The organism is Alcanivorax quisquiliarum (assembly GCF_023051175.1).
Lineage (GTDB): Bacteria > Pseudomonadota > Gammaproteobacteria > Pseudomonadales > Alcanivoracaceae > Isoalcanivorax > Isoalcanivorax quisquiliarum.
On record NZ_JALKII010000006.1, the window covers coordinates 62,596 to 83,558 of the forward strand.

Sequence of the window (20,963 nt, forward strand, 5' to 3'; positions counted from 1 at the left end):
GACCATACCCCACCACCGCCCGAGCGCAGATCCGCGGTCCATCCTTCCCAATGATATTGATTTACATTAACATCGACACACCTATCCTCTTACCCGTAGGAAGATCCCTATGAGCCGTCACCTGATCGCTGGTGTGTTCAGCCTGTTGCTGGTCGCAGGCGCACCTTTGGCGCAGGCCGACCGTGTCGCGCATTTCAAGGGCGAAGCCGCACCGACCCTCGATATCGCACTGAGCAATCTGGCCGAACATAACCCACGCTTGGCCGAGCTGATCCAGCAAGAAACGCTCGATCCGCAATCCATGCACGCCGTGCATCAGCTGACTTACACCCTGGAAAACGCACTGGAAACCCTGCGCAACGAACTGGAAGCCGCCGCCGAAGCACTGGAAGCGGTGCACGTTGCGTCAGAAACGTCCGACCCTGCTACCGTGCGCAGTGCCGGCCAACAATATCTGGATACCCTGAAACAAGTGGCCCGCTGACTGCCGCAGTAACAAGCACGATCGCAGTCGCAGCAGGCGGGCCAAACAAGCCCGCCTTCCTCCCGATCCCATCAGCCACTCCTGCGGCAGATCAGCAGCCCTCACACCGCAGCCTTTTGCGAGGCAGCAATTTCGTTATTCATCCGCCAGCTTCGTCAATATCCCCAGCATTTCCTTCCTTGGCCACAAGCCCTGCTGGCCTCTGACCGCACGCGGCGACTCAGATAGCCAGGCAGCAGCCCCGTAACCATCCAACTCGCTCACGCTTCACCGCTCGTACCACAACAACTGCTCCAGCTCGTCCTTCATCTGGTTCAAGGTGCCCAGCGTGGAGCGATCGCACCGGGAGCCGACTTGCAGCGGCCGCAGATAGCGCTGAGCGGCCTCCAGCTGCACCTCATTAGCGCCGCATTCAAGCAACACGTTCATCAGCGCATCGACAAAGTAATAATTCAACTGAGCAAAATCAGGCGTGCCCGCCCACAGCATGACTAACGGAAAGCGCGTGCGGTCATGGGCAAACAACAGGCAGCTATAATGCTCCAACGCGATCAGATTAGCGTGCCACCCGCTCAGTGGATTGCCGCCCTGCGCTGGCTGCCCATAAAACGCCTTGGTGGCCGGCGTGGGCGCCAGTTGGCCGAACTGGTCCAGCGGCAGCTGCCGGAACAATTTCTGCGTCACGTTCAGTTGAATCATCGAGGCCCTGCTTCCGAATCAGCATTCATTTTGGCGTGCAACCTGCTTGCGAGCCACGGCTCTGTTCGCGATCGGCACTTGTAAAAGCAGGTATAAAGCATGGGGTGTGACCCTCCTGATAAGTGCTAGGATCGGACTACCCTCTATCGTTTGGCGCGCCGAAGCCAGCAAAAAGGGGCCTCATACCATCAACAACGAGGAAACCGTCGTGGCTGTCACTGTTGAAAGAATCTATTCAAGGACGCTTCACCCGGTTCATGCGATCTTGCTTGCCGGGTCTCTCCCGCTCTTCCTGGGCGCACTGCTCAGCGATATCGCCTACGCCTCAAGTTACCAGATTCAGTGGAGCAATTTCGCCTCCTGGCTCCTTGCCGGCGCGCTTGTGCTGGCCGGGTTTGCGCTGCTGTGCGGCCTGATCGGGCTGATCCGCAGCGAACGTCGCGAGCGGCATGCCACGTTTTCTTTCCTGCTGTTGCTGGCCACCTGGGTACTCGGCTTCTTCAATGCGCTGGTGCACGCCCGCGATGCGTGGGCGATCATGCCGACCGCCCTGGTGCTGTCCGTTATCGTCGCCGTGCTCGCCTGCGCGGCCACCGCCTTCGGTTTCTGTAGCCCCCGCGCAGGAGGTGCACAATGAAACACTCAAGCGCACTCGCCATCATCGCACTTTCCACTGCCCTGCTGAGCGCATGTGGTAGCGATCCGGACCCGACACAATACGGCGCCAACCCGGAGCTGCCCGAACCCTATCGCGGCCTGCTCCCCGACATGACCATCGCCCAGCCTTCCGAATGGGGCGACCGGCTCCCCATCGTGCCGGAAGGTTATAGCGTCAGCGCCATCGCCACCGATCTGAAAATTCCGCGCCAGACACTGGTACTGCCCAACGGCGATATCCTCGTGGCCGAAGGCCGAGGCGGCAGCGCATCGGCACTGAAACCGAAAGACATCATCGCCGGCTTCATCAAGGCCCGAGGCACCACCTCCGTCGAGAGCGGCAACCGGCTCACGCTGCTGCGCGACAGCGACGGCGACGGCGTCTACGAACTGCAAACCGTATTCGCAGAAGACCTCAACGCGCCCTACGGCCTGGCACTGGTCGATAATAATCTCTACGTGGCCAACCAGGACGCACTGGTGCGCTTCGACTATCAAGAAGGCCAGACCCAGGCCAGCGGCGCACCGGAAACAATCGTCGAGCTGCCCTCGATGATCAACCACCACTGGACCAAAGCCCTCACCGCCAGCGCCGACGGGCGCCTGCTCTATGTGGGCATCGGCTCCAACAGCAACATCACCGAGCGCGGCATGGAGGCCGAAGTGAATCGCGCCATGGTCTGGGAAATCAACCCCGAAACCCGCGCCTACCGCCCCTATGCCACCGGCCTGCGCAACCCCACCGCACTCGCCATCAACCCGGACACCGAGCAACTCTGGGCCGTCGTCAACGAACGCGACGAACTCGGCCCCAACCTGGTGCCCGACTACCTCACCTCCGTGCGCGACGGCGGCTTCTACGGCTGGCCCTACGCCTACTGGGATCAACGAGTAGATGAGCGCGTGCGCCCGCAAAACCCGGAGAAAGTAGCCGCCACCATCACCCCGGATTACGCGCTGGGCTCCCACGTCGCCGCCCTCGGCGTCGACTTCTCCAACCCGGCGATGGGCGCGGAATTCGCCGACGGTGCATTTGTGGGCGAACACGGCAGCTGGAACCGCAAAGACCCGGTGGGCTACAAGGTAATCTTCGTGCCCTTCAGCAACGGCATGCCCTCCGGCCCGCCAGTGGATTTCGTGTACGGCTTTCGCGACGACGACGGCACCACACGCGGCCGTCCCGTAGGCGTGACCGTCGATCCACGTGGCGCGGTGATTGTGGCGGATGATTTGTCGAATACGATCTGGCGGGTGGTGCCGGAGAGGTGATTGGAGAGTTGATTGCAGTGCTGTGCGGATGTGCTGGCTAAACAGTCAGTGCATCCCGCAGCACCTATGCATTCTTTAGATGGCAGAGCGGCGACCGCTACTCGATCAAGTCGAGCAACCCTTGACGACGCTTGACTGACAATCGGCGAAATGCCCGCAGTAAAGCAGCCTCTGTCTCACTGCGCACCTCAGCGCCGTATGCGTGGTACGGCTCAGCCAGCGCTCCGGCAGAGTCAGCACCACAAAGCAGTTCATCCAGCGATACCCCCACCACCTCCCGTAGCTTCGGCAACAGACGGAACCCAGGCGCCTCGCGACCATTCTCCCACGCCGACACCGACGCTTTAGTGACATTCAGCTCAAACCCCAATTGCTCTTGGGTCATCCCAAGGCGGAGCCGAGCCGCCTTCAAACGCTCTGGAAATCCTGACATTGGGAGCCTCAACAAGGTATTCACCCCGCCAAGCTAAGGAAATGCCAGACCTGTGTCGTACGGGCTATGTTGACTTTGCAAGTACAGCAATACGATACTTCGCAGCTTCAGGTATACCACACCCGAGAAAAGCGGTGCCAAGACACCGCGCCGGAGTCGCTAATTCGAAGGAACGAGAGGGAAGAATGAGCAAAGAAACCAAATCCTGTCATTTCTGTGGCGAGGAAATCCTCGCTGTCGCGCAAAAATGCAAACATTGCGGTTCGTCACTGGATTCACCAGTGACAATAACGAAAGGTCTTGGTGGGAGCATACTGTTTACTCCCATCATCATCGGATTGATCTCCCTGGTCATCGTCAGCGGCCTGCCAGATATTGAAGCCGGGCTAATACTTGCCAACACAATGATCTTCCTCTGTCTCGGGCTCACAGCCCTCTTCATTGCTCTGGAGGCTCGAAAAGCCCGCGCTCTACAGCCATCCGCTAAAGGCACGCACCCGTTCGTCTGGTTCCTTGCAACATGCCTGATCTGGGGTATCGCCTACCCACTCTATGCTTGGAAACGCCATCAATACGGCTACCGCAAGCGCCTATGGGCTGGGCTATGCGTAACTCTCTTTTTTGTTTTCAGCATGGGCTCGACAATTGTGATGCTGGAAGAACGGAAAGATGAACCGCGACAGCAGTTCCGGACACTAATTGATGAAATGGAGCGTCAAGGATGGTAAGTCTTAACGTACTCCGCGTCGCGCTGGGAATGCTCCTTGTGACAGTCGCCTCCTTCGCACATGCCCAACATCGACCGCTTCAGTGCGATTACATGACCTACGCTGCCCAAGAAGCTAGCAAAGAAGCCGAGTTCCGCCTGACGACGCGAGCAAAAGCCACGCATATCAGGGCGGCCATTGCCACCGCCATCCTCGCTAGGGTCGGCCAGGATTACGATTTGCTTGTCTCCGAATACCTTTCAGACTTGGCACAATATGAAGAACTCGTAAAAGTCACCGCGCGTTTGGCATCGCAAAGCGAGGCCGCGGCAGCCTTTCAGATCCTCACAGGGAACATGCCAAATGTATTTTTGCTTCCTGAGCAGGATTGCAACAATATTCGAGCACGAATAAAGCGGGCCGAGGATTTAAAAAAACTAACCTCTCTCTGCCGAGCGTTCGAAAGTACAATCTCAGAGTATATAAGCGAGGATATGCATAGTTTTATGCGTGCGATGCAGTTTTTTTGGCAAGCACATGGGCGTCCTTTCAACCATGAGCTGGAGAGTCAGGCGGCCTCCCTTTACGAAGAGTATCGAGCCGCCCACATGCCTTCCCAAGAATATGGTTCGCTAATTGGCACATACTGTATAAGCACAGAAATCGGAGAATATAGGCCATGAAAAATATAATTTTGTTTCTGTTCTTAACTCTCCCGCTCCCGATTTCAGCTTATGACCAGAGCAGAGACGCATCAGGAGCCTTTTATACCAATACGGTGTTCGGCTTGTGCCAAATTACGGCCAAGAAAGTGGTCGACCTCCTATCAAAGGAAAGCGTAGCGTCATCACTGTCTCGCACTGAGATTGAAAGACGAGTCGCTAGGTTAGACCGCCAGTACTCGCAGTACTTTAAAAAATTGGGATTCCCGATCGAAGAGCAGACGCCGGGACAGGCCGCAGAAAGCGTACTAGAATTCGCAGAGATGTACTCAGAAGATCCGTCTTCGGAAGGGCTCAGTCTTCTCTATCAAATGCTAGTTTGGGAGTGTATCAAGGAAAGCCGCGTCGGCGTCGATAACTAAGGGACAAATAAACTTATCATACTTATAACCTGCGAACTTTCGGCTCGATTATCTTACCGTCAAGATGCAAATCAAAAATTCCGGCATCAGATAAACGGAGACCGCGCAGACGTTTAAAACCTTTCAATGTGGATTCCAAAAAAGCAATTACTGATTCTAAATAGGCTTGAGGAAATAAAAAACCCGTGACAAATTAATCTTGCCACGGGTCTTTGTTATCGGGATACCCAGCTTAGCTCGCCACAGCCTCCAAGCGTTCCGTAAACCAGTTGGCACCACTTCCAGTGATCAGCAGCTGCTTCTTGGCCCGCGTCATACCCACATAGAGCAAGCGCACTTCCTGGTCCCGGTTTTCCGGATCGCCTTTGATGCCGCCCACGCCAGCGAGTATTACCGTATCGAACTCAAGGCCCTTGCTACTTTGTCGCGTCAGAATAGTTACTTTGTCGTCGCTGGGGTTATAGGCTCTCTTGGCTTCTTTCCCTTTAAGCCAAGCACACGGAATGCCGGCGGCAGTCAGCTCGCTCTGAATTTTATCGCCTTGCCAGCTGTACACATAAACCACGGCGATATCGCTCATTGGGTAACCTTGTGCGCGCCATTTTAGAATGCAGCGGGCGATATAGCTCACTTCTTGATCTGCCGTGGCGAACTTCCGAAACGCAGGCGCCGGCCCGCTCGCACCAGCGACTTCCGGCGCAATGAGCGGCACGTTATCTTCATCCGCCTCTTCTGCCTTGAGGAAGTCACTGGCGAATTCATAGGCAAAGCCGAGAATCTCGCGTGTATTTCTGTAGTTCAGTTTCAGGATCGTCGTACGGCCACGAGCCTGTATTCCCGCGCTGGACAGCGGAAACTTCAGCGACTTTCGCTTATATATAGATTGCGCATCGTCGTAGAGCAACAGGAGGGAGTTGGTGTCTGGATCGACCATCTGTACCACCAACTTCAACCACTCTTGCTCAAAATCGTGGCCCTCATCGATCATCAGCGCGCCGTACTGAGCCCTCGGAATTCGCCCCTTGTCCACCGCCTCGATAACGCTGAGCACTTCGCGCTCCCAGACAGGCTGATCGCCCGGCAACAAACTGACGTTGTAGGTCTTCCGTTGCAGGCTGCACCATTCATGAAAATGATGCACTTTGACGTTCTCTGCAATCCCTTTTTCAGCAATGAAACCACGCAGCCTGGCGGCCAACGTCACGTTGAAGCACAACACCAGTATCGGCTTTTGCACCGCATGTGCCAGGTGAAGGCAGCGATATCCGAGGATAAGAGTTTTCCCGGAACCAGCCACACCATGAATGACCCGATGGCCATCGCCCATGCTTTTGGCCATCTGCTCCTGCTGAAGATCCATGACCTTCACGATATCCGGTATCGCAGCATAGGAGGCTATCTGCGCGCGCTCCTGATCTGGCTCGTCTTCCTCTGCACCGAACAGGCCGCCCTGCGACGGGTTGATTCTGACTTCGGGAAACAATTGCCAACGAATGCGATCAATTTGCGGCACGCTCAGCTTGCTTCCAAAGGCGTATTCGAACATATCCCACAGGCAAGTCTGAAATGTCTCTGGATCTGTAACCGACGTCATTTCATCCTTGCAGATCACGCGGTGCGGCGGCAGCACCAGCTCTTGATCTCCCTCAGAGATCGCCTCGTTCCACTGCTTCCGGGTGATGTTAGGAAACACAACACCATACCCGTAAGGGAAGCACAGCTGCCCCTGGTAACGCCCCGCTGCGTGAACAAGCTGCTGATCGCGGCATAGCTGATTCACGGCCACGTAAGCATACTGCCGCACCTGCTCCAACGGGTTACTGACCGTTTTCCTACCCGAGCTCGTCTCAATTACCACCGACTGAGGATTGATGCTCTTGACGGTATCGAGCTTCCAATCCTTTACTTCCAGAAACAGCAGACCTCGCCCTGGATGCAGCACGATAAAATCAGGATACCGCCGCTGTTTGCCCAGCGGAATGTCGTACCAGACGGTGTAATCATCCTCTAGTAGACTTTCCAAACGACGACCCAGCCGGCGCTCGCCGCTAGTCATGTTTCGGATGGTGCTTAGGTTGGGGATGATTGTGGCCATTGGGTTGCCTGCTTTGTGTCAGTTCTGGATATTGAACACCGTGCCCAGCCAGCGCCAGGATGATAGATCGGGGACACCCACCAATTCACTAAGATATCGAACTAGCCACTTGTAAGTCTCGGCGAATAACGCCCCTGAAATTGGTGGGTGTCCCTTATTTACTCGCGAAAGCGCATAACGCTTAGCGTAACCGGCCGGCTTTGGAGCGCCAGCGGAAAAGCCGGTCCGTGTTGACGCTTTTGTTAGCTGGCTTGCCTCTCCCCACTCACCCTCCACTAGGCGATCGATAAAAATGCTACTTATAGTCGGTCGACTCATAATCATCTTTGACGTACAAGTAGCATGTTTCCATGATCGGTTGCAATTGATATGAAACAAAGCAGCTTGAGAAAACCCAGTGACGGTTTGATGCAAATGCTTGCAGCAAATGTCCGTGGCTTTCGACACGCCAAGAGGCTTTCTCAAGAGGAGCTAGCCGAGCGCTGTGGGTTACACCGAACATACATCGGCTCAGTGGAAAGAGGCGAGAGAAATGTAACCCTGAGCACGCTGGAAACTTTGGCCTTAGCCCTCGACGTTAGCATCATAGAACTATTGAGTAAGCGAGATATAAGCGATGAAGTATGACTCTCTTGAGCCGAATCATTACGCTACCATGATAAAAGAGAGCGGCCTAACGATTTATGATGCCATTGAAATTGGTGATCCTGATCTTTGGATTCCAACACCAGAGCTGGAGCATTTACTCAACACTGCAATGCAGGGACTTTCCCTTACTGGCCTACCTCTTCGAACACGCTCAAAGGTAGTGAAAGAACATGTTTGTCGGGCTCTTGGATATCCTGTCCCCGCCAGCTTTAAAAAGACGCAGCCAAGATTTCAAGGTCAGTTCTTCGACACGTATGTTCAAAAATCTAACAACCTTCAGGTTTGGAACGAAGAGCTTGCGCCTTCGCGGCGCTATGTAATCATTCGTTTAAATGACGAAGATATTGTCGTCAAGGTAAAAGTTGTGACGGGTGACACGCTGGCCATGCTGGATACCACTGGAACTTTGACACAAAAATACCAAGCTAGGCTAAACCCCGGAGAGACCGAGTTAGAACTCATCAGCAACAAGGACACAGAACTCCTTCGCGGATTTGTTCGGCCGACATTGGATCTAGCCGCCGTAGCTAGCCCGGTCAATCAGCCACAGGCGGATCAGCTGCTGCCTATTGGGGAAATATTCGATCGGCTAAAATCACTGGTTGGAAAAAGCTTTGCTGATAGCGGCTATGACCAAGAGCGCAATCGAGGAGCAGCGCTCCACCGACTTGTTTGTCAAAGCTTAGGGTACGCAGACTATCGGGATGATGGGCAGTTCCCCGACGTTCGCCATCAGCTTTTAGAAGTTAAGCTGCAAACTTCACCGACCATTGACCTTGGTCTAGTCTGTCCGAATAGCACTGAAGCTTTGGATGTCCCGATGATCGAGGGAAGACAAATCCGACACTGTGATGTGCGTTATGCCCTATTTTATGCGTTCACGAACGGCCAAGACGTCACATTAACAAAGTTGTTCCTGACTACTGGCGAAGACTTTTTTACCCGCTTTCCGCAATTTCAAGGGAAAGTGCTTAACAAAAAACTTCAGATACCTCTCCCTGCTGGATTTTTCGACGATTAGGAATGCTGCCACTCCTCGATTAACTGGAAATAGTATTCCACGTCAACCTTCTTCATCACCTGTAAGGGCGCCCCATACCAAGGCGTCCAACTTTTCTACTAGCTGCTCAGCTTCTGGCGAAGGGCTGCAATCATATACTTGCTTTGCCAAATTTATAATTTTTTGTCCGAGATGGCTGTATGGATCTGGAATAGGAAACTTTTCAACATATTGAGTAATGAAGCGGCGGCGGCCTGCATAAAGTTTATTGTTAAAGCTAAGGTCGTAAAATTTTTCAATAAAAGTGGAGTTGCCGACAGCACATGCCAGCCACAAAAGATCTGTCTGATCTATTTTTTCGCATATGAGCCAGTAACAATCGCCATTAACAACTGAGCCACTCAAGTCAATCCAGAAGGTAGGTTCCTCGGCAATATCTCGGAAGACAAGCTTAGGTTGATCCCAGGAGCTAGGGTCTTGGGGAACCCATATTTCGTACCATTCCCTCCCAGATTCAATCACATATTTGCGCCCTTCTAGGGTATCTCGGTATTTTTCAAGATAGGCTTGACTTTGCGGATAATTATCTAAATTTACTGCGCGCCGACGCCCCTGTGCGATTTCATGAGGGTAAAGGATTTCCGTTTTCTGGGCGAGTTCGCGAGGCTTGAAACGGTGCGCTATATGATGAGTGGTCAGGGGTTTGAGCAGCTCGGGGCGATCCTCTAAAGACAAGTTCTCCCAGTCTTTCCGGATGAACACTTTATCTGCGCAGGTTTTCACCCCAACACGAATTTTTCCAATATCGCGAAAGGTCCCCCAAGTATGAGAATTTACTTTCTTTAACCATGAATCAACAGCTTCTGTAGCAACGCGCCAAACCCCATCTGGGGTATCATTGGTATGGAGCTTTCCGTGTTGAACATGGAAACGCCGCCCATCATTGATCTTAATGATCCCTTTTTTAGAAAGCGCTTCGATTGGATTTGAAGCCTCATCAGTTTCCTGATTTTTGGTCTCGTAAATCGTAGAAAACGCAGGCTTAACGTCACTATGGCCGTTCTTCCCTTCTACGAGAAGAACCGCAGGAAGCACAGCCGCTTCAAATAGCTTGGTATCACCAAAATCCCAAGCGTGCCGAATATTGAAACGGTCGAAAATAGCTTGGCGAATAGAGGCGCCCGACTTTGTGGTCATAAAGCGGTTAGAAACAATAAGTCCAGCAACACCCTTTGGTTTCAAAACTCGTGACATGCCAAGAATGAAGGCGTAGTACAAATCTAAACGACCAGAAAGGCCGAACTGACTTGCTAGAAGCTTTGCCTGCTTTGCCCCCAGAATTTGAGTGCGGACATAGGGTGGATTGGCAATAATAAGATCGTAGGCCTCAGGGACAGAAGGGCTAAAAAGATCCCCATAGTCGTGAATCCCAAAATTCTCGAGCACATAATCTAGGAAGCTAACTGATTCAAAATGGAATGATACTAAGGGGAATTTCTTCTGAAGTCGCTCGGCTGCGATATTGAGCGCGTTTAGGTCTGTCTCAAAGCCATAAACTTCGAGCTTTAAAGCTCTTTGGGACGGCAATTGTTCTAACAAGCTTACAAGTAGCTCTCCATGCCCTACGGCCGGATCAAGAATTCGAAGGGTCCCCTTACCGGAAAGCTTCCCGACACCCTGGACGATCTGCTTGGCTACAAAATCCGCCAGCAACTTCGGAGTATAGGTGGCACCAGCAGACTTGTCCTCCGTGACGGAAGAGTAGCGTGATACCGAAACGGCTTGATCAGCAGTAGACATGTTTTTCCCATGAGCCAAATGCTACTCATAGTATTCATTTCAACCAGGAATTGCAAGCCTCATTTGCAATCTAGCGGCGGCCTCCTGCGCAGCTCAATGTGTGCCAGCTAACGCCGGCCATCACGCGCCAGTCGCGTGCATGGCATTGTTAAGCGCTCTCTTTCGAAAACTCGATAGGACAGCCCACATGGGGAACATCCCAATCAACAAGAACGTGCCGCCAGTCGGTGCTCCTTGAGGAAAGGCAAATTCCTACCCTGAAATTGCCATAGCGGAAGAAGAACACAACCTCCTCTTCCACTTCTAGAATGAATACATCGAAGCCGCAGGACAAAGCATATTTGTGCTCCTCTGGTAGCGAAGCAAGCACACTGACAAGGTGGTTATCCACAGCCTCAGATCGAACCACGAAGTAAGGCCAAGGATCTGACTCAATCCCAAGGACGTGTTGTGAGGCAGCTTGGAATGCAATTGAGCCTGACGGTTGGCACGGAGCCATAATCTCGACGCCCATCTTTAGCAACAAGCGGGCTATGGCATAGCAGGAATCGTCATGAAGAGGAAACACAATCTTGCCTGAACTCCCATCGGGGGAAAGGAGCATAGGAATCTTTCCCCACTCAGCCTCAGCTGACAAAATGTTGGATGGAAGGTCAGACTCCGAGAACCAAGTAATTCTGTGCACATCTGAACGGGCAGGTTTACGCTTCTTCGTGACAACACCCAATCGGCAACGTTCTAAGCCAAGAATCGAACTGTTCAATACTCTAGATTCGAAGCCCGAGCAAGTGTTGTTACATTCCTCGCAGACCCAGCCCGGAGCAAGTACCAAGAGGTCATTCCCAAGGGAATGAGGCACAATATGTTCTTCTGAAACGAATGGTCCCAAGCCACTGCAAAAAATGCACTGAAAAGGCGGGGCAACGGTGGGTGGGCTTGTCTCAGTCATAGTTACTGCTCGCTTAACGCTGCCAGCAGGGGCACGAAAACCAAAGCGAAGCGGCGGTTTTCGTGCCCCTCTGGCTGGCCTTGTTATGCATTTAGTTGCAGTAAGTTTGGCTGCCAATTTTTTGGCAAGTTGTGCCATCAGAGCCATAGGTTGTATTGCCTATACGCTGAACAGTACTCCCGTCAGAGTTGTATAGCGTGTTGCCTATTTGCTGAGATGTGGAACCGTCTGAGTTGTATGTAGTGTTACCAATACGTTGCGATGTTGAGCCATTGCTGCCGTATGTGGTGTTTCCAATTTGTTGCGAAGTAGAGCCATTGGACCCGTAAGTGGTGTTACCAATATTTTGATATGTAGTGCCAGACTGACCATGTAAATAGTCTTGCGCTTGCGCTACGCCTGAAAATGCTACTACTGCCGATATTGCTAATATTACTTTTTTCATGGGTGTTTCTCCGTTGGTTTGATTGCATAACGCCTGCATCAGGTGCGCCGTAAGCGTCACCTGGATGCACTTGTTATATTCCGTATGCGGCTCTCTCTAAGAAGCTTTTGATTACAGGATCTTCTATTTTTGAAGTGTCAACCGCTGATAGGCGATTTAGAGCTTCATCTAAGTCTCCATCGGTGGACAGATAATCCTCAATTAATGCAGATATTTCTATTGGAAGCCCATACTCTTCTAGAGCGACTATGGATGAGTCATAGAAATAGTTCTCAACTGAGGAGGCATAAGCTGTGTATTCGCACTCGTAATCAATTTTGTGCTTTCTCAAGTACTCATTCGTGATAGTTTCAATTGCTCGTATTATTCTAGGGAAGTGAAAATTCGCCCAAAGCCTTTTAAAATCGAGCTCTTTCGTAATTATGCTTGTAATATCTGAGTCTGCATTATAATTGAGCCTGTCATTAACTATGTTATGGATAGTGGGCTTAGACATTAACTGGTTTATTTTGAAAGCAAGCTGTTTAGCTGAGCTAATACTTCTGTTACCAAGACTTTTACCATTAAAGTTGTTCCAAATCAGTGTACAGATGAAGGACAACTGCTCATAGTCAGGGTATCCCCTCCAGAGCAGCATATGACTCCAGTTCTGAAAATTTGTCTCAAGAGCTTTAGCAAAGTTGACTTGATCACTTGGATCTATCGTCTTATTTAATCTTATTGTTTCAAGCGACAAATAATCTTGCTCGTAGTATTTCTTGATCTTCTCTTTGCCTTTTTCAGTGAGGTCATTTTCATCAATATTTAATAGCAAAGAGTCAGGTGTATTCTCATCTTGATTGTATAAAGGCAGCTCTACAAGGGGGAGCTGATCTATTGGAGGTGGAGATAATATATACACATTTCCAACGAAATGCTTAAACATTCGACCACTTCTTCCTGAGATATTATTAAATGTAAATATATCTAGCTTCTTCCTGTTAATCGAATCATCATAACAGACTATGTTTTTTGCTGATGTATTAACACCTTCAATAAGCGTTGACGTGCATACTAAATATTTGATTTCACCCGAGTTAAATAAATCAACAATATACTGAGAAATTCCTCTTGGAATTCTCGCATGGTGAATGCCTACACCATTTTTTAGTGCTTTGGTAAGAATCCACTCTTCATGATAATTTTCAGAAACCCATGCCGCTAGCTCCCTAGCTTTATTGCCTGGTTCTTTTCTAATATTCTCATAGATTAACTCAGCTGCTTTGTTTGCTCTATCAGGTGAACTTGAGAAGACAATAGTTGGCCCTTCGACTTTTTCACATATGTCAATTAGTGAGCCCTCTTTATCAGAGCCTGTGAAGTCATGTATCTCAGTAACAACTGTATTGTAATTGTATTTGACAAATTCAAACTTTACATTTTCAACAAATTCACCAGCCACACCATTTATGTTTGGCCCTAACATATAAAAATGCTCGCATTTTTTATAAAGCCTGTAAAAAGCCTCATTGAGCAATGCACACCTATTTCCACTGTCGGCCCAAGTACTTAATTTATAAAACTCATCAATCACAAAAAAATCAACATCACCAACAAAATCTTCTTCTATCACTCGCTCTTGAGTTAGAACATATATATTTTTGTCAGACGCTTCCTGTAAGGAATGGGTAATCACCTTATAGTTTTCTTTGAACTTTGAAAGCCGGCGTCTTGTTTCATCTATTAGAGATATAGTAGGAACAACAACTACTATATTGCTAAACTTTTGACTCGCTATTACCGCATCAATGATCAAGCTTTTACCAAAACTTGTTGGAGCACTAAGAACAACACTAACTCCAGACAAAAGCTTGTAGAAAATTTCAGCCTGAGGGCCATGCAGTACAGCTTCTGAGTCATTTCCAATGTCTGTTGTATGTGCAAAGTACGCTAATGCATCCGCAAGGGATAATTCATCTGAATTTAAGTATGGGAATAGCTTTAACTCCCTCAACAAATTATCAATTATTATTTTGCTTGAACCGAACAACTCATATTTTTCTAACGACCTTATCACTAAATTTTGCACTTTACTCACTGATTGGGAGTCCGCATTGTTGTATAAAGTACAAAGATTTTTTGCAAGCTCGAATGAGTTTCGTGAAATATAGTCGTCATCTTTAAGATGATTTTCAACTTCTACTAGTTCCATCTTTGAAGCTCTCCATGAAGTTTATCCTGGAGGTCTTTCTTTGACTTCAGGGGCAATAAAATTAGAACTATGTTGACTGATTTTGGGAGGTTTTTACTTCTAAAAGTATTCCAGTGCTCGTTTACTTCAGACGCAAAGTCCCGCTTGAAGTCATCTGTAACTCGATCATAGCTGTTTACAGTGCCACTATCATACGACAAAAGAACAGGAATGGTGACTGAATCAAATATCTCATCTAGTGAAGTATTATTATCTAAAAGCTTGCTTAATTTATCTGAGCTAGGCCAGCTTTTATCTATTTTATTTGTAATAGCTGAAAATTCATCTCTTAGATAGTCACGCTTCGTATGGTCATTTAATTCTTTTATGACATCTCGAATTGCACTCCCAATATCCTTATAAAATTTAACCTCTCCTAGCCAAAGCTCCAGCTTATCTTCTTTTGCAATTGTATGAACACAATCAAATCCTTTTACTGTGTCATTCCTTGAATCTTTATAATGCATCTTACTTATAGCGGGAAATGTTCTAAATACATGGCGTATAACAATGTGAAGAAGTAGTTCACCAAATTCACCTCTACTTCCATATTTCTCTGTTTTATATATTGCTTTTGCCGCCTTCTTAATCAATTTTACAGCGTTGCTTGGGCCAAGTGATTTCCATTCACTATATTTCAAAGCAAATTCAGGCAACCATTCCATTACATGCTCTGCAAGTTGCTCACCTCTCCACTCCCCAAGTTCATATCCCGCACACATTGCAACTAACCAAGGTTCAGCCTCATATTGTTGGCACCTTACTTCTAAAAACTTTTCGGGATGAGGAGGAGTTACTCCATGAGACATGATCTTTCCTTCGTGAACTTACTCAAAACTTGAATTAGGAATTTAACGCCGCGCACAAAGGCGCGAGCTTGCGAGCGTCCTGCCGCCACTTGTGGCGGCGTATTGGTGCGCCTGGTTATGCCTTTGGAGCATTTCGCCTCTCCTTTTCCCACCGAAGATAAAGCCCCTTTACAAATGCCAAGTAATCCACTATATCCTCTTCCCTTAACGGTGCCGGCCTAAACTGTTCTGGAGGCGCGTGTGAGAGAGCATTTCGTAGATTGGCCCACAACAGAAGTTCTTGTATTTCTTTAGGCTCAATGGTGTAGCCGCCCGCTTGAAGGGCTTCTAGCTTCGCCTTCAAACCGAACAACTTCTTTCCGTCAATTATTAGCTGATGAGCTATTACAGCCTCAATTAGTCCTTGCAGTCGCCACAGAGCGAATTGCCACAGATACTGGTTGTCCGTATATCGGTAGTAAGCTACATCATCGAGAATATCGTCCGCTACGTCTGGGCTTTCTTTTCTTACCTTTGCTGCCTCTTTTTCATATTGCTCGGTTCGAGCATCAATCATCTCTCTGACTAGCTCGACTGCATGATCAAAGTCGGATTCTGTGATGCCATAGACCCAGTATTGTTTTTCGGTAAGGCCTTTCAGTTGATCACGCACTTCGATTCCTTTGAGGCATAACGCCTCAAACACCGGCGCAGCTTTTTTGCGTCCGCGTGCTTTGACTTGTTAGTTCATTATCTCGAAAATTGCTTCTTAATAACCCTTTCGGAAACCTGATCTTTATACAAGGCGACTCTAATGCACATTAGATAGCGGGGGTCTCGTATCGAATATGAATTGTTCTTTTCATTCCTATTTAATAGCGGAGAACCCCCTTTTGCCAGCTCTCCCAATATCGATCCAATACCCATGTTTGTTACTGGGATAGTCGAAGGAAACTCCTTTCGTATTAGTGCATCGATGTCGTTAGAGTCAAACTGATGCTGTCGGATCTTTGCGATACAGTAGATAACCTGATTTCTTCTTGCGACGGCTGTTTCCCTGCTGTTGAGGTGAGCCTCTATTACCTGGTAACTTTGCCGAAGACCTTGCTTCAACCACGACAAGTCAGCATATTGTAAAAGTGCTTTTTCAAACTTCCATTCATTATCCTCTACCTCATAAGCTAGGCATTCACAGTATTCATGAACGCGCTGAGCAATGCCCAAGGTTACATCCCACACATGATCCGACAGATCTATCAATGTTTGCCCGGTGATCTTGATAGATAACTGATCGAAGCCTTTCCTTATAATTTCCATGACTTGCCCAGAGTCTAGGCTAGCAACTTTTTCGACCTCCTGTATTCGGTTGGAGACCGATTCTAGATTTTTCGTTTCACTGAAGTATTGAAGGACACCGTTGGGAACACCTACGATAAGAATATTTATATTACATGCCGCGTAGCGGTCATCATCTAACAATATGACGATATCAGCCAGTTCATCCATTAGCTCCTTTGAGTAAAATATGGATTCGAGGTTGTCTAGAACAATTATTTTTCTATCTGGTGTAGTGTCAGCAAACATCTTAAACGCTTTTAGCAAAGGTTCTTCTTGGCTAACATTATAGTTGCCACTGTGCTTCAAGCCTCCTTTGGCAAAATATGCGCTTACCTCCGCTGCCTTCTCTTCGCTGAACCCTAATTTTGTAACCGTTCCTGGTTCTATCAAGCAATTGCATATTTCCTGCGTAATTGACTTCAGCCTAGATGCATTAGCGCAGTTTGCAACGACATACGGGATCTCATTCTCTTTCATAACTTTTTTGTAAAGCCATGATTTTCCGTTTCCACTGTCGCCGAAAAGCAGCGTATGGGAATTTCTTTTCAAGGACCTAGCTAAGGATTTCTCATGTAGAGGCCTATCAACGTACATCTCTGTATTCACCTCTCCCTGTCTCGGTGTGAATACCTCGGTAATCTCTTTACGAACGTTCATTGTTTAATTCAATTCCTTTATTTTAGTTTGGGCAACTAAGTGAATATGGGCTTAAGAACTAACGACTCAATAACCGGCGCAGCTTTGCTGCGTCCGGCGCCTGAAAGGCGCGAAGTTGATTGACTTGTTAGGCATTTTTAAATTAGTGCTGCTATATCACTACAGTGCTGACAAAAATCGCCAACAACAAATTCAACAATGGAATCAGGCTGCCGATTTGGCTTATCAACGCCAATTAGAAAAATGTGTTCTCCGGAAGCACCGACTCTAAAATTGGAGGAATTAGTTCTTCGATGTTTTATTTTATTTAGAAGCTTTTCCATAGAGATAAAAGAGCCCGCAGACGGGAGTACTCCGTTACCAGGGCCTTGGCTCGCAAGATCATCTTGCTCTGTACGTGTTACCGGCGATACCGATACGGCTCTTGGTATATTGAGCTGGCTTTCTAGTTGCGAGCCTGCGTAGGTTCCATCGGCTTGCAATTGATCTCGATTTCTCATTATTTCATTAACGATATGGTCCAGATGAAGCATCGCCTCTTGGCTGGCACGTGCAGCCCGCTGAAAGTCTGGAGTTACTCTCTGCCAAGCGTTGAGAAAGACCACTGAAGTATTTTCTAGCTGATAAATGGATTCACCAATGGACTTGGACGGGCTTTGATTGCTTCCAGTTAGAAAAGAAATGTTTCCCATTATCCTAGTAATACTCCAATCTTTGCGTGATGCCTAACGCCTAAATAACCGGCGCAGCTTTGCTGCGTCCGGCGCCGCAAGCGCGAAGTTAATTTTCTTGTTAGGGCCAAAAGTTACCATGAGCAAACTTAAAGGCCGATTTCCTTCTTGGCCTTCTTATAGCACTCGCATTCTGTCTCGAGCCACTCGGATTCCTGATATGGTTCTGACGAAGGCAAGTTATTCTGTTCGCCCCTATACTTACATAGGTCTTTCCATATCTTCTTTTTTCGGAATCGGCCAAATCCAACCTGGCAAACTCTGTCCCATGCACATTTGTACTGGATCGGTATTTCCTTCCACCTTTCAGAATCAGCAATGATCTTGGCTATCTCAATCCTTTGCATTGAGCAGAACTGACAGGAATCCCACGCAATCTCGCTAATGATACTAGGCATAAGCGCTCCTTTTCGATGATCTGCCCCATGTATGGCATGATTCTGAACTCGCCCTAACGCCGCATTCAGCGGCTTGTCCGCTGCAATGCCTTGTTAGGCAACCTGTGCCTTTCCACTGCTATTTTTTGATTTATTCTGGATATGCAACACAAATTCTTCTATTGATGGAAAGTGCCTTGGCCCACCTGCAGCTTTACGGAACTCTTTAAGCAGGTAGTGACCATCTGATGGGGAAACCAAAAAGTGATATTGTTCCTCTAACATATCTCTATCAGCCACGTTGTGTCTCCAAGCTGAGAGCGTACTTTCAAGATTGTTTAGATAAGATACGATCTGCCACCTGATATCAGCACAGTCTGATACTGGGATTTCAATTGGGCCGTTTGAATTTTTGGAGGACTCGTGGAGGCTCGATTCTTTCGAAACGCAACCCAGCAATAATTCCTTATGCTTCGAGTCCACCGTAAAGCTCTCCTGATTCAAAAGGGCTTTTGACTGTTCAAAACTTAGTGTTTCCGCAAATTTCCTAGCAATGGAAGATTGCCTTTGTCTAATAACATCCATATGCATAAGGAGCTTGATAGCCTTTTCTCTTCTGGATCTTTCATGATCTGCTTTTAAAGACTTTTGAGCCAAGAGGGCCTGAAACGCCACAAAGACAACACCAGCCGCCGTAATGATACTTGAGCCGGCGATAATCCAGTCAGTTAATGATGACACTTACTATAAACTCCTGTGTTTTATTGCCTAACGCCCGGCTCACGCGCCGGTTTGGAGCCGCGACGCGGCGGAAACCCAGTCGCTGTGTAGCCGGTTGTTATAGGTCTTACGGTCAATCTTCAATGAAGAAGTCTGTATCTACTTTTTTAACCTCGTATACCGCCGCAGAACTCACACCGACACCATGATCAATCATTAGCTGGACTAAATCGGTACCGTCGATCAAAACCACTTTAGGGTCAATCTGCCCCACATAGTCTAAAGCTTCTTTTGAAAACCGGCTGGTTGTAATGAAAACTCCCTTCTTGGCACGCTGTCCGTGAAGAGCGCCAACGAACTTCTGGATCTCTGGTCTGCCAACAACAGCCTCCCATCGTTTGGCCTGCAAATAGATTGCATCCAAGCCCAGGCGATCTTCTTTTATGACGCCATCAATACCTTCATCTGCGGTTTTTCTCGTGGCTTTGCCAGCCTCTTTAACAGAACCGCCATATCCCATTGCAACAATGAGATGGACGACTAATTTCTCGAAGAATTCCGGCGTGTTGCCTTTAATCAGATGAAGTAACTCATTCGCCACTTCATCTCTCAATTGCTGATATGCTTGCTCTAATGTTTCTTCAGGGGTCGCGGATGACGGCCCGCCCTCAGGATTGCTGGTAACTTTCTCGGTTCTGTTCTTGCTGCTCGCCTGCCGAAATTCTTGAAACTCTTCGAACCGTTCCAGATATTTAATGTCAATTTTTTCAGGTGCTTCGGCGAGAATTTTTCGGCCTCGCTCAGAAATATGAAAGCGCCCCCGCTTTGGTGACTCCAAGACACCTGCCTGTGTGAGGTAGACCTTTGCCCATGCCACGCGATTTGCGTATGTCGTTTGCCGACCACTTGGCAGCCTTTCCCGTAGATCGTCTTCGGAAAGGCCCATTACCTTAGCGAGCCCATCACGCGCTTCTTGCATCGTATGCTCTTTTCCATCAGCGGAAAACTTGAGCAATGGCAACATCAATGATTGAAAGTCAGGTACAGCCAAGTGGGTACTCCCATTTTTATCTATAACAGAGATTAGGACGCACGCGCTTATATCCAATAACGACGCACGCGACCTATCACGACATCGGTTTAAAATAAGCCATAACTATCAAGGAGTTAGGAAGAGGCCTGATTTACCAGATCCTGTTCGCGTGACTTCTTCTTTCCCCAATCCGACAACACGGCCCAAGCTGGCCCAACTCGGCCAGAGACCAAGCTGGCCTGCGGCATCGCACTCAGCGGGGCAGTAAAAGCCAGTGGACGGGCCAAGTCAGTGCAAAACTGACTGATAGACACATTCATGCCTTCTATCAGCGGCCGTCCCATCGCACCCCGAGGCCAGCACCACTATTCACCAGGCACGCTACCGCCCCGTCAAACGCGAACAATTCTCAAACGAAAACAGCTCGCTTAACGTCAAAAAAGTCTCGATTTAATAACGGGAAAACCAGAATAAAAATGGAATCCCCAGTAACCTGTTGTTTTTCAAAACCCCGGAGGCAACGCGAACGGATAGCCAAAGCGCACGCGCGCCGAAGTAAACAGCCACTTAAATTGATATGCCATTAGTGGGAACAGACTCAGAGGATATGCTGCAGCGCCGGCGCAGCCATGATCCTTGGCCTGATGTGTTCCCTTTTTATTTTGTGATGGCACAGAGTGTGCACAGTTCACATTTCGGGTGCAAGTCTACCGGGCATAGGTGGGATGAATGAGATATGAACAGAAGCTCTGAAAGCGGCCAGCCGCTATTGATACCGGGCTCTCGCTTTCATTGATCGATCTCCCAAACCAGTCACAA

At 48.8% G+C, this 20,963-nt stretch carries 21 protein-coding genes; 8 read left to right on the plus strand and 13 right to left on the minus strand.

From position 1 onward, the window contains the following. The first annotated feature begins 109 nt into the window (after positions 1–109). A complete protein-coding gene (locus tag MU846_RS09865; protein WP_246952215.1) occupies positions 110–484 on the plus strand; it encodes a DUF6746 family protein in 375 nt (124 codons plus the stop codon). A 267-nt stretch (positions 485–751) separates the two neighbouring features. On the opposite strand, the gene MU846_RS09870 is transcribed toward MU846_RS09865, so the two are convergent. Then, a complete protein-coding gene (locus MU846_RS09870) occupies positions 752–1,183 on the minus strand; it encodes a DUF6933 domain-containing protein (protein ID WP_246952217.1) in 432 nt (143 codons plus the stop codon). Positions 1,184–1,289: 106 nt separating this feature from the next. Here MU846_RS09870 and MU846_RS09875 point away from each other — a divergent pair, with 106 nt between their 5' ends. Together MU846_RS09875 and MU846_RS09880 are read left to right on the plus strand one after the other, a co-directional pair. Continuing rightward, a complete protein-coding gene (locus MU846_RS09875) occupies positions 1,290–1,820 on the plus strand; it encodes a DUF2231 domain-containing protein (RefSeq protein ID WP_246952219.1) in 531 nt (176 codons plus the stop codon). Continuing rightward, positions 1,817–3,109 carry a PQQ-dependent sugar dehydrogenase gene (locus MU846_RS09880; RefSeq protein ID WP_246952221.1) on the plus strand — a complete coding sequence of 431 codons (1,293 nt, stop codon included), beginning with the start codon at positions 1,817–1,819 and terminating at the stop codon, positions 3,107–3,109. Before MU846_RS09875 ends, MU846_RS09880 begins: the two co-directional genes overlap by 4 nt. 97 nt (positions 3,110–3,206) lie before the next feature. On the opposite strand, the gene MU846_RS09885 is transcribed toward MU846_RS09880, so the two are convergent. Then, positions 3,207–3,542, minus strand: a complete 336-nt coding sequence (locus tag MU846_RS09885) for a helix-turn-helix domain-containing protein (RefSeq protein WP_306799351.1) — start codon at positions 3,540–3,542, stop codon at positions 3,207–3,209. Between the two features lie 185 nt (positions 3,543–3,727). On the opposite strand from MU846_RS09885, the gene MU846_RS09890 reads away from it, so the two are divergent. The 3 genes from MU846_RS09890 (at position 3,728) to MU846_RS09900 (ending at position 5,333) form a co-directional block, all read left to right on the plus strand. Further along, on the plus strand, positions 3,728–4,270 hold the full coding sequence (locus tag MU846_RS09890; RefSeq protein WP_246952223.1) for a hypothetical protein: 543 nt from the start codon (positions 3,728–3,730) through the stop codon (positions 4,268–4,270). Between the two features lie 92 nt (positions 4,271–4,362). Further along, a complete protein-coding gene (locus tag MU846_RS09895) occupies positions 4,363–4,932 on the plus strand; it encodes a hypothetical protein (RefSeq protein WP_246952225.1) in 570 nt (189 codons plus the stop codon). Continuing rightward, a complete protein-coding gene (locus tag MU846_RS09900) occupies positions 4,929–5,333 on the plus strand; it encodes a hypothetical protein (RefSeq protein ID WP_246952227.1) in 405 nt (134 codons plus the stop codon). Before MU846_RS09895 ends, MU846_RS09900 begins: the two co-directional genes overlap by 4 nt. A 232-nt stretch (positions 5,334–5,565) precedes the next feature. On the opposite strand, the gene MU846_RS09905 is transcribed toward MU846_RS09900, so the two are convergent. Further along, positions 5,566–7,428 carry a 3'-5' exonuclease gene (locus MU846_RS09905; RefSeq protein ID WP_246952229.1) on the minus strand — a complete coding sequence of 621 codons (1,863 nt, stop codon included), beginning with the start codon at positions 7,426–7,428 and terminating at the stop codon, positions 5,566–5,568. Positions 7,429–7,842: 414 nt separating this feature from the next. On the opposite strand from MU846_RS09905, the gene MU846_RS09910 reads away from it, so the two are divergent. Both MU846_RS09910 and MU846_RS09915 read left to right on the plus strand, forming a co-directional pair. Then, positions 7,843–8,055: a helix-turn-helix domain-containing protein gene (locus MU846_RS09910; RefSeq protein WP_246952505.1), complete on the plus strand. Its 213-nt coding sequence runs from the start codon at positions 7,843–7,845 to the stop codon at positions 8,053–8,055. Continuing rightward, the gene (locus MU846_RS09915) at positions 8,045–9,097 is read left to right on the plus strand and encodes a restriction endonuclease (protein ID WP_246952232.1); all 1,053 of its coding nucleotides are present in this window, start codon (positions 8,045–8,047) and stop codon (positions 9,095–9,097) included. The genes MU846_RS09910 and MU846_RS09915 overlap by 11 nt, the downstream gene beginning before the upstream one ends. 42 nt (positions 9,098–9,139) lie before the next feature. Here the strand turns inward: MU846_RS09915 and MU846_RS09920 are convergent, their stop codons facing one another. The 10 genes from MU846_RS09920 to MU846_RS09965 all read right to left on the minus strand — a co-directional run bounded on the left by MU846_RS09920 (position 9,140) and on the right by MU846_RS09965 (position 20,162). Beyond that, positions 9,140–10,876 carry an N-6 DNA methylase family protein gene (locus MU846_RS09920; protein WP_246952234.1) on the minus strand — a complete coding sequence of 579 codons (1,737 nt, stop codon included), beginning with the start codon at positions 10,874–10,876 and terminating at the stop codon, positions 9,140–9,142. 148 nt (positions 10,877–11,024) lie between these two features. Next, positions 11,025–11,825, minus strand: a complete 801-nt coding sequence (locus MU846_RS09925; protein WP_246952236.1) for an HNH endonuclease — start codon at positions 11,823–11,825, stop codon at positions 11,025–11,027. A 91-nt stretch (positions 11,826–11,916) separates the two neighbouring features. Continuing rightward, a complete protein-coding gene (locus MU846_RS09930) occupies positions 11,917–12,270 on the minus strand; it encodes a hypothetical protein (RefSeq protein ID WP_246952238.1) in 354 nt (117 codons plus the stop codon). Positions 12,271–12,343: 73 nt separating this feature from the next. Next, positions 12,344–14,461, minus strand: coding sequence for a DEAD/DEAH box helicase (locus tag MU846_RS09935; RefSeq protein ID WP_246952240.1), 2,118 nt, complete (start codon positions 14,459–14,461; stop codon positions 12,344–12,346). Then, positions 14,452–15,309 (minus strand): HamA C-terminal domain-containing protein, encoded by an 858-nt coding sequence (locus tag MU846_RS09940; protein WP_246952242.1) that lies wholly within the window; start codon positions 15,307–15,309, stop codon positions 14,452–14,454. The genes MU846_RS09935 and MU846_RS09940 overlap by 10 nt, the downstream gene beginning before the upstream one ends. A gap of 115 nt (positions 15,310–15,424) precedes the next feature. After that, positions 15,425–15,961 carry a hypothetical protein gene (locus tag MU846_RS09945; RefSeq protein ID WP_246952245.1) on the minus strand — a complete coding sequence of 179 codons (537 nt, stop codon included), beginning with the start codon at positions 15,959–15,961 and terminating at the stop codon, positions 15,425–15,427. Positions 15,962–16,038: 77 nt separating this feature from the next. Further along, positions 16,039–17,283: an AAA family ATPase gene (locus MU846_RS09950; protein ID WP_246952246.1), complete on the minus strand. Its 1,245-nt coding sequence runs from the start codon at positions 17,281–17,283 to the stop codon at positions 16,039–16,041. 137 nt (positions 17,284–17,420) lie between these two features. Next, complete coding sequence (locus tag MU846_RS09955; protein WP_246952248.1) at positions 17,421–17,975, minus strand: hypothetical protein; 555 nt, start codon at positions 17,973–17,975, stop codon at positions 17,421–17,423. 530 nt (positions 17,976–18,505) lie between these two features. Continuing rightward, complete coding sequence (locus tag MU846_RS09960; RefSeq protein ID WP_246952251.1) at positions 18,506–19,132, minus strand: hypothetical protein; 627 nt, start codon at positions 19,130–19,132, stop codon at positions 18,506–18,508. 112 nt (positions 19,133–19,244) lie between these two features. Continuing rightward, the gene (locus MU846_RS09965; RefSeq protein ID WP_246952253.1) at positions 19,245–20,162 is read right to left on the minus strand and encodes a restriction endonuclease; all 918 of its coding nucleotides are present in this window, start codon (positions 20,160–20,162) and stop codon (positions 19,245–19,247) included. Positions 20,163–20,963: the final 801 nt, after the last annotated feature.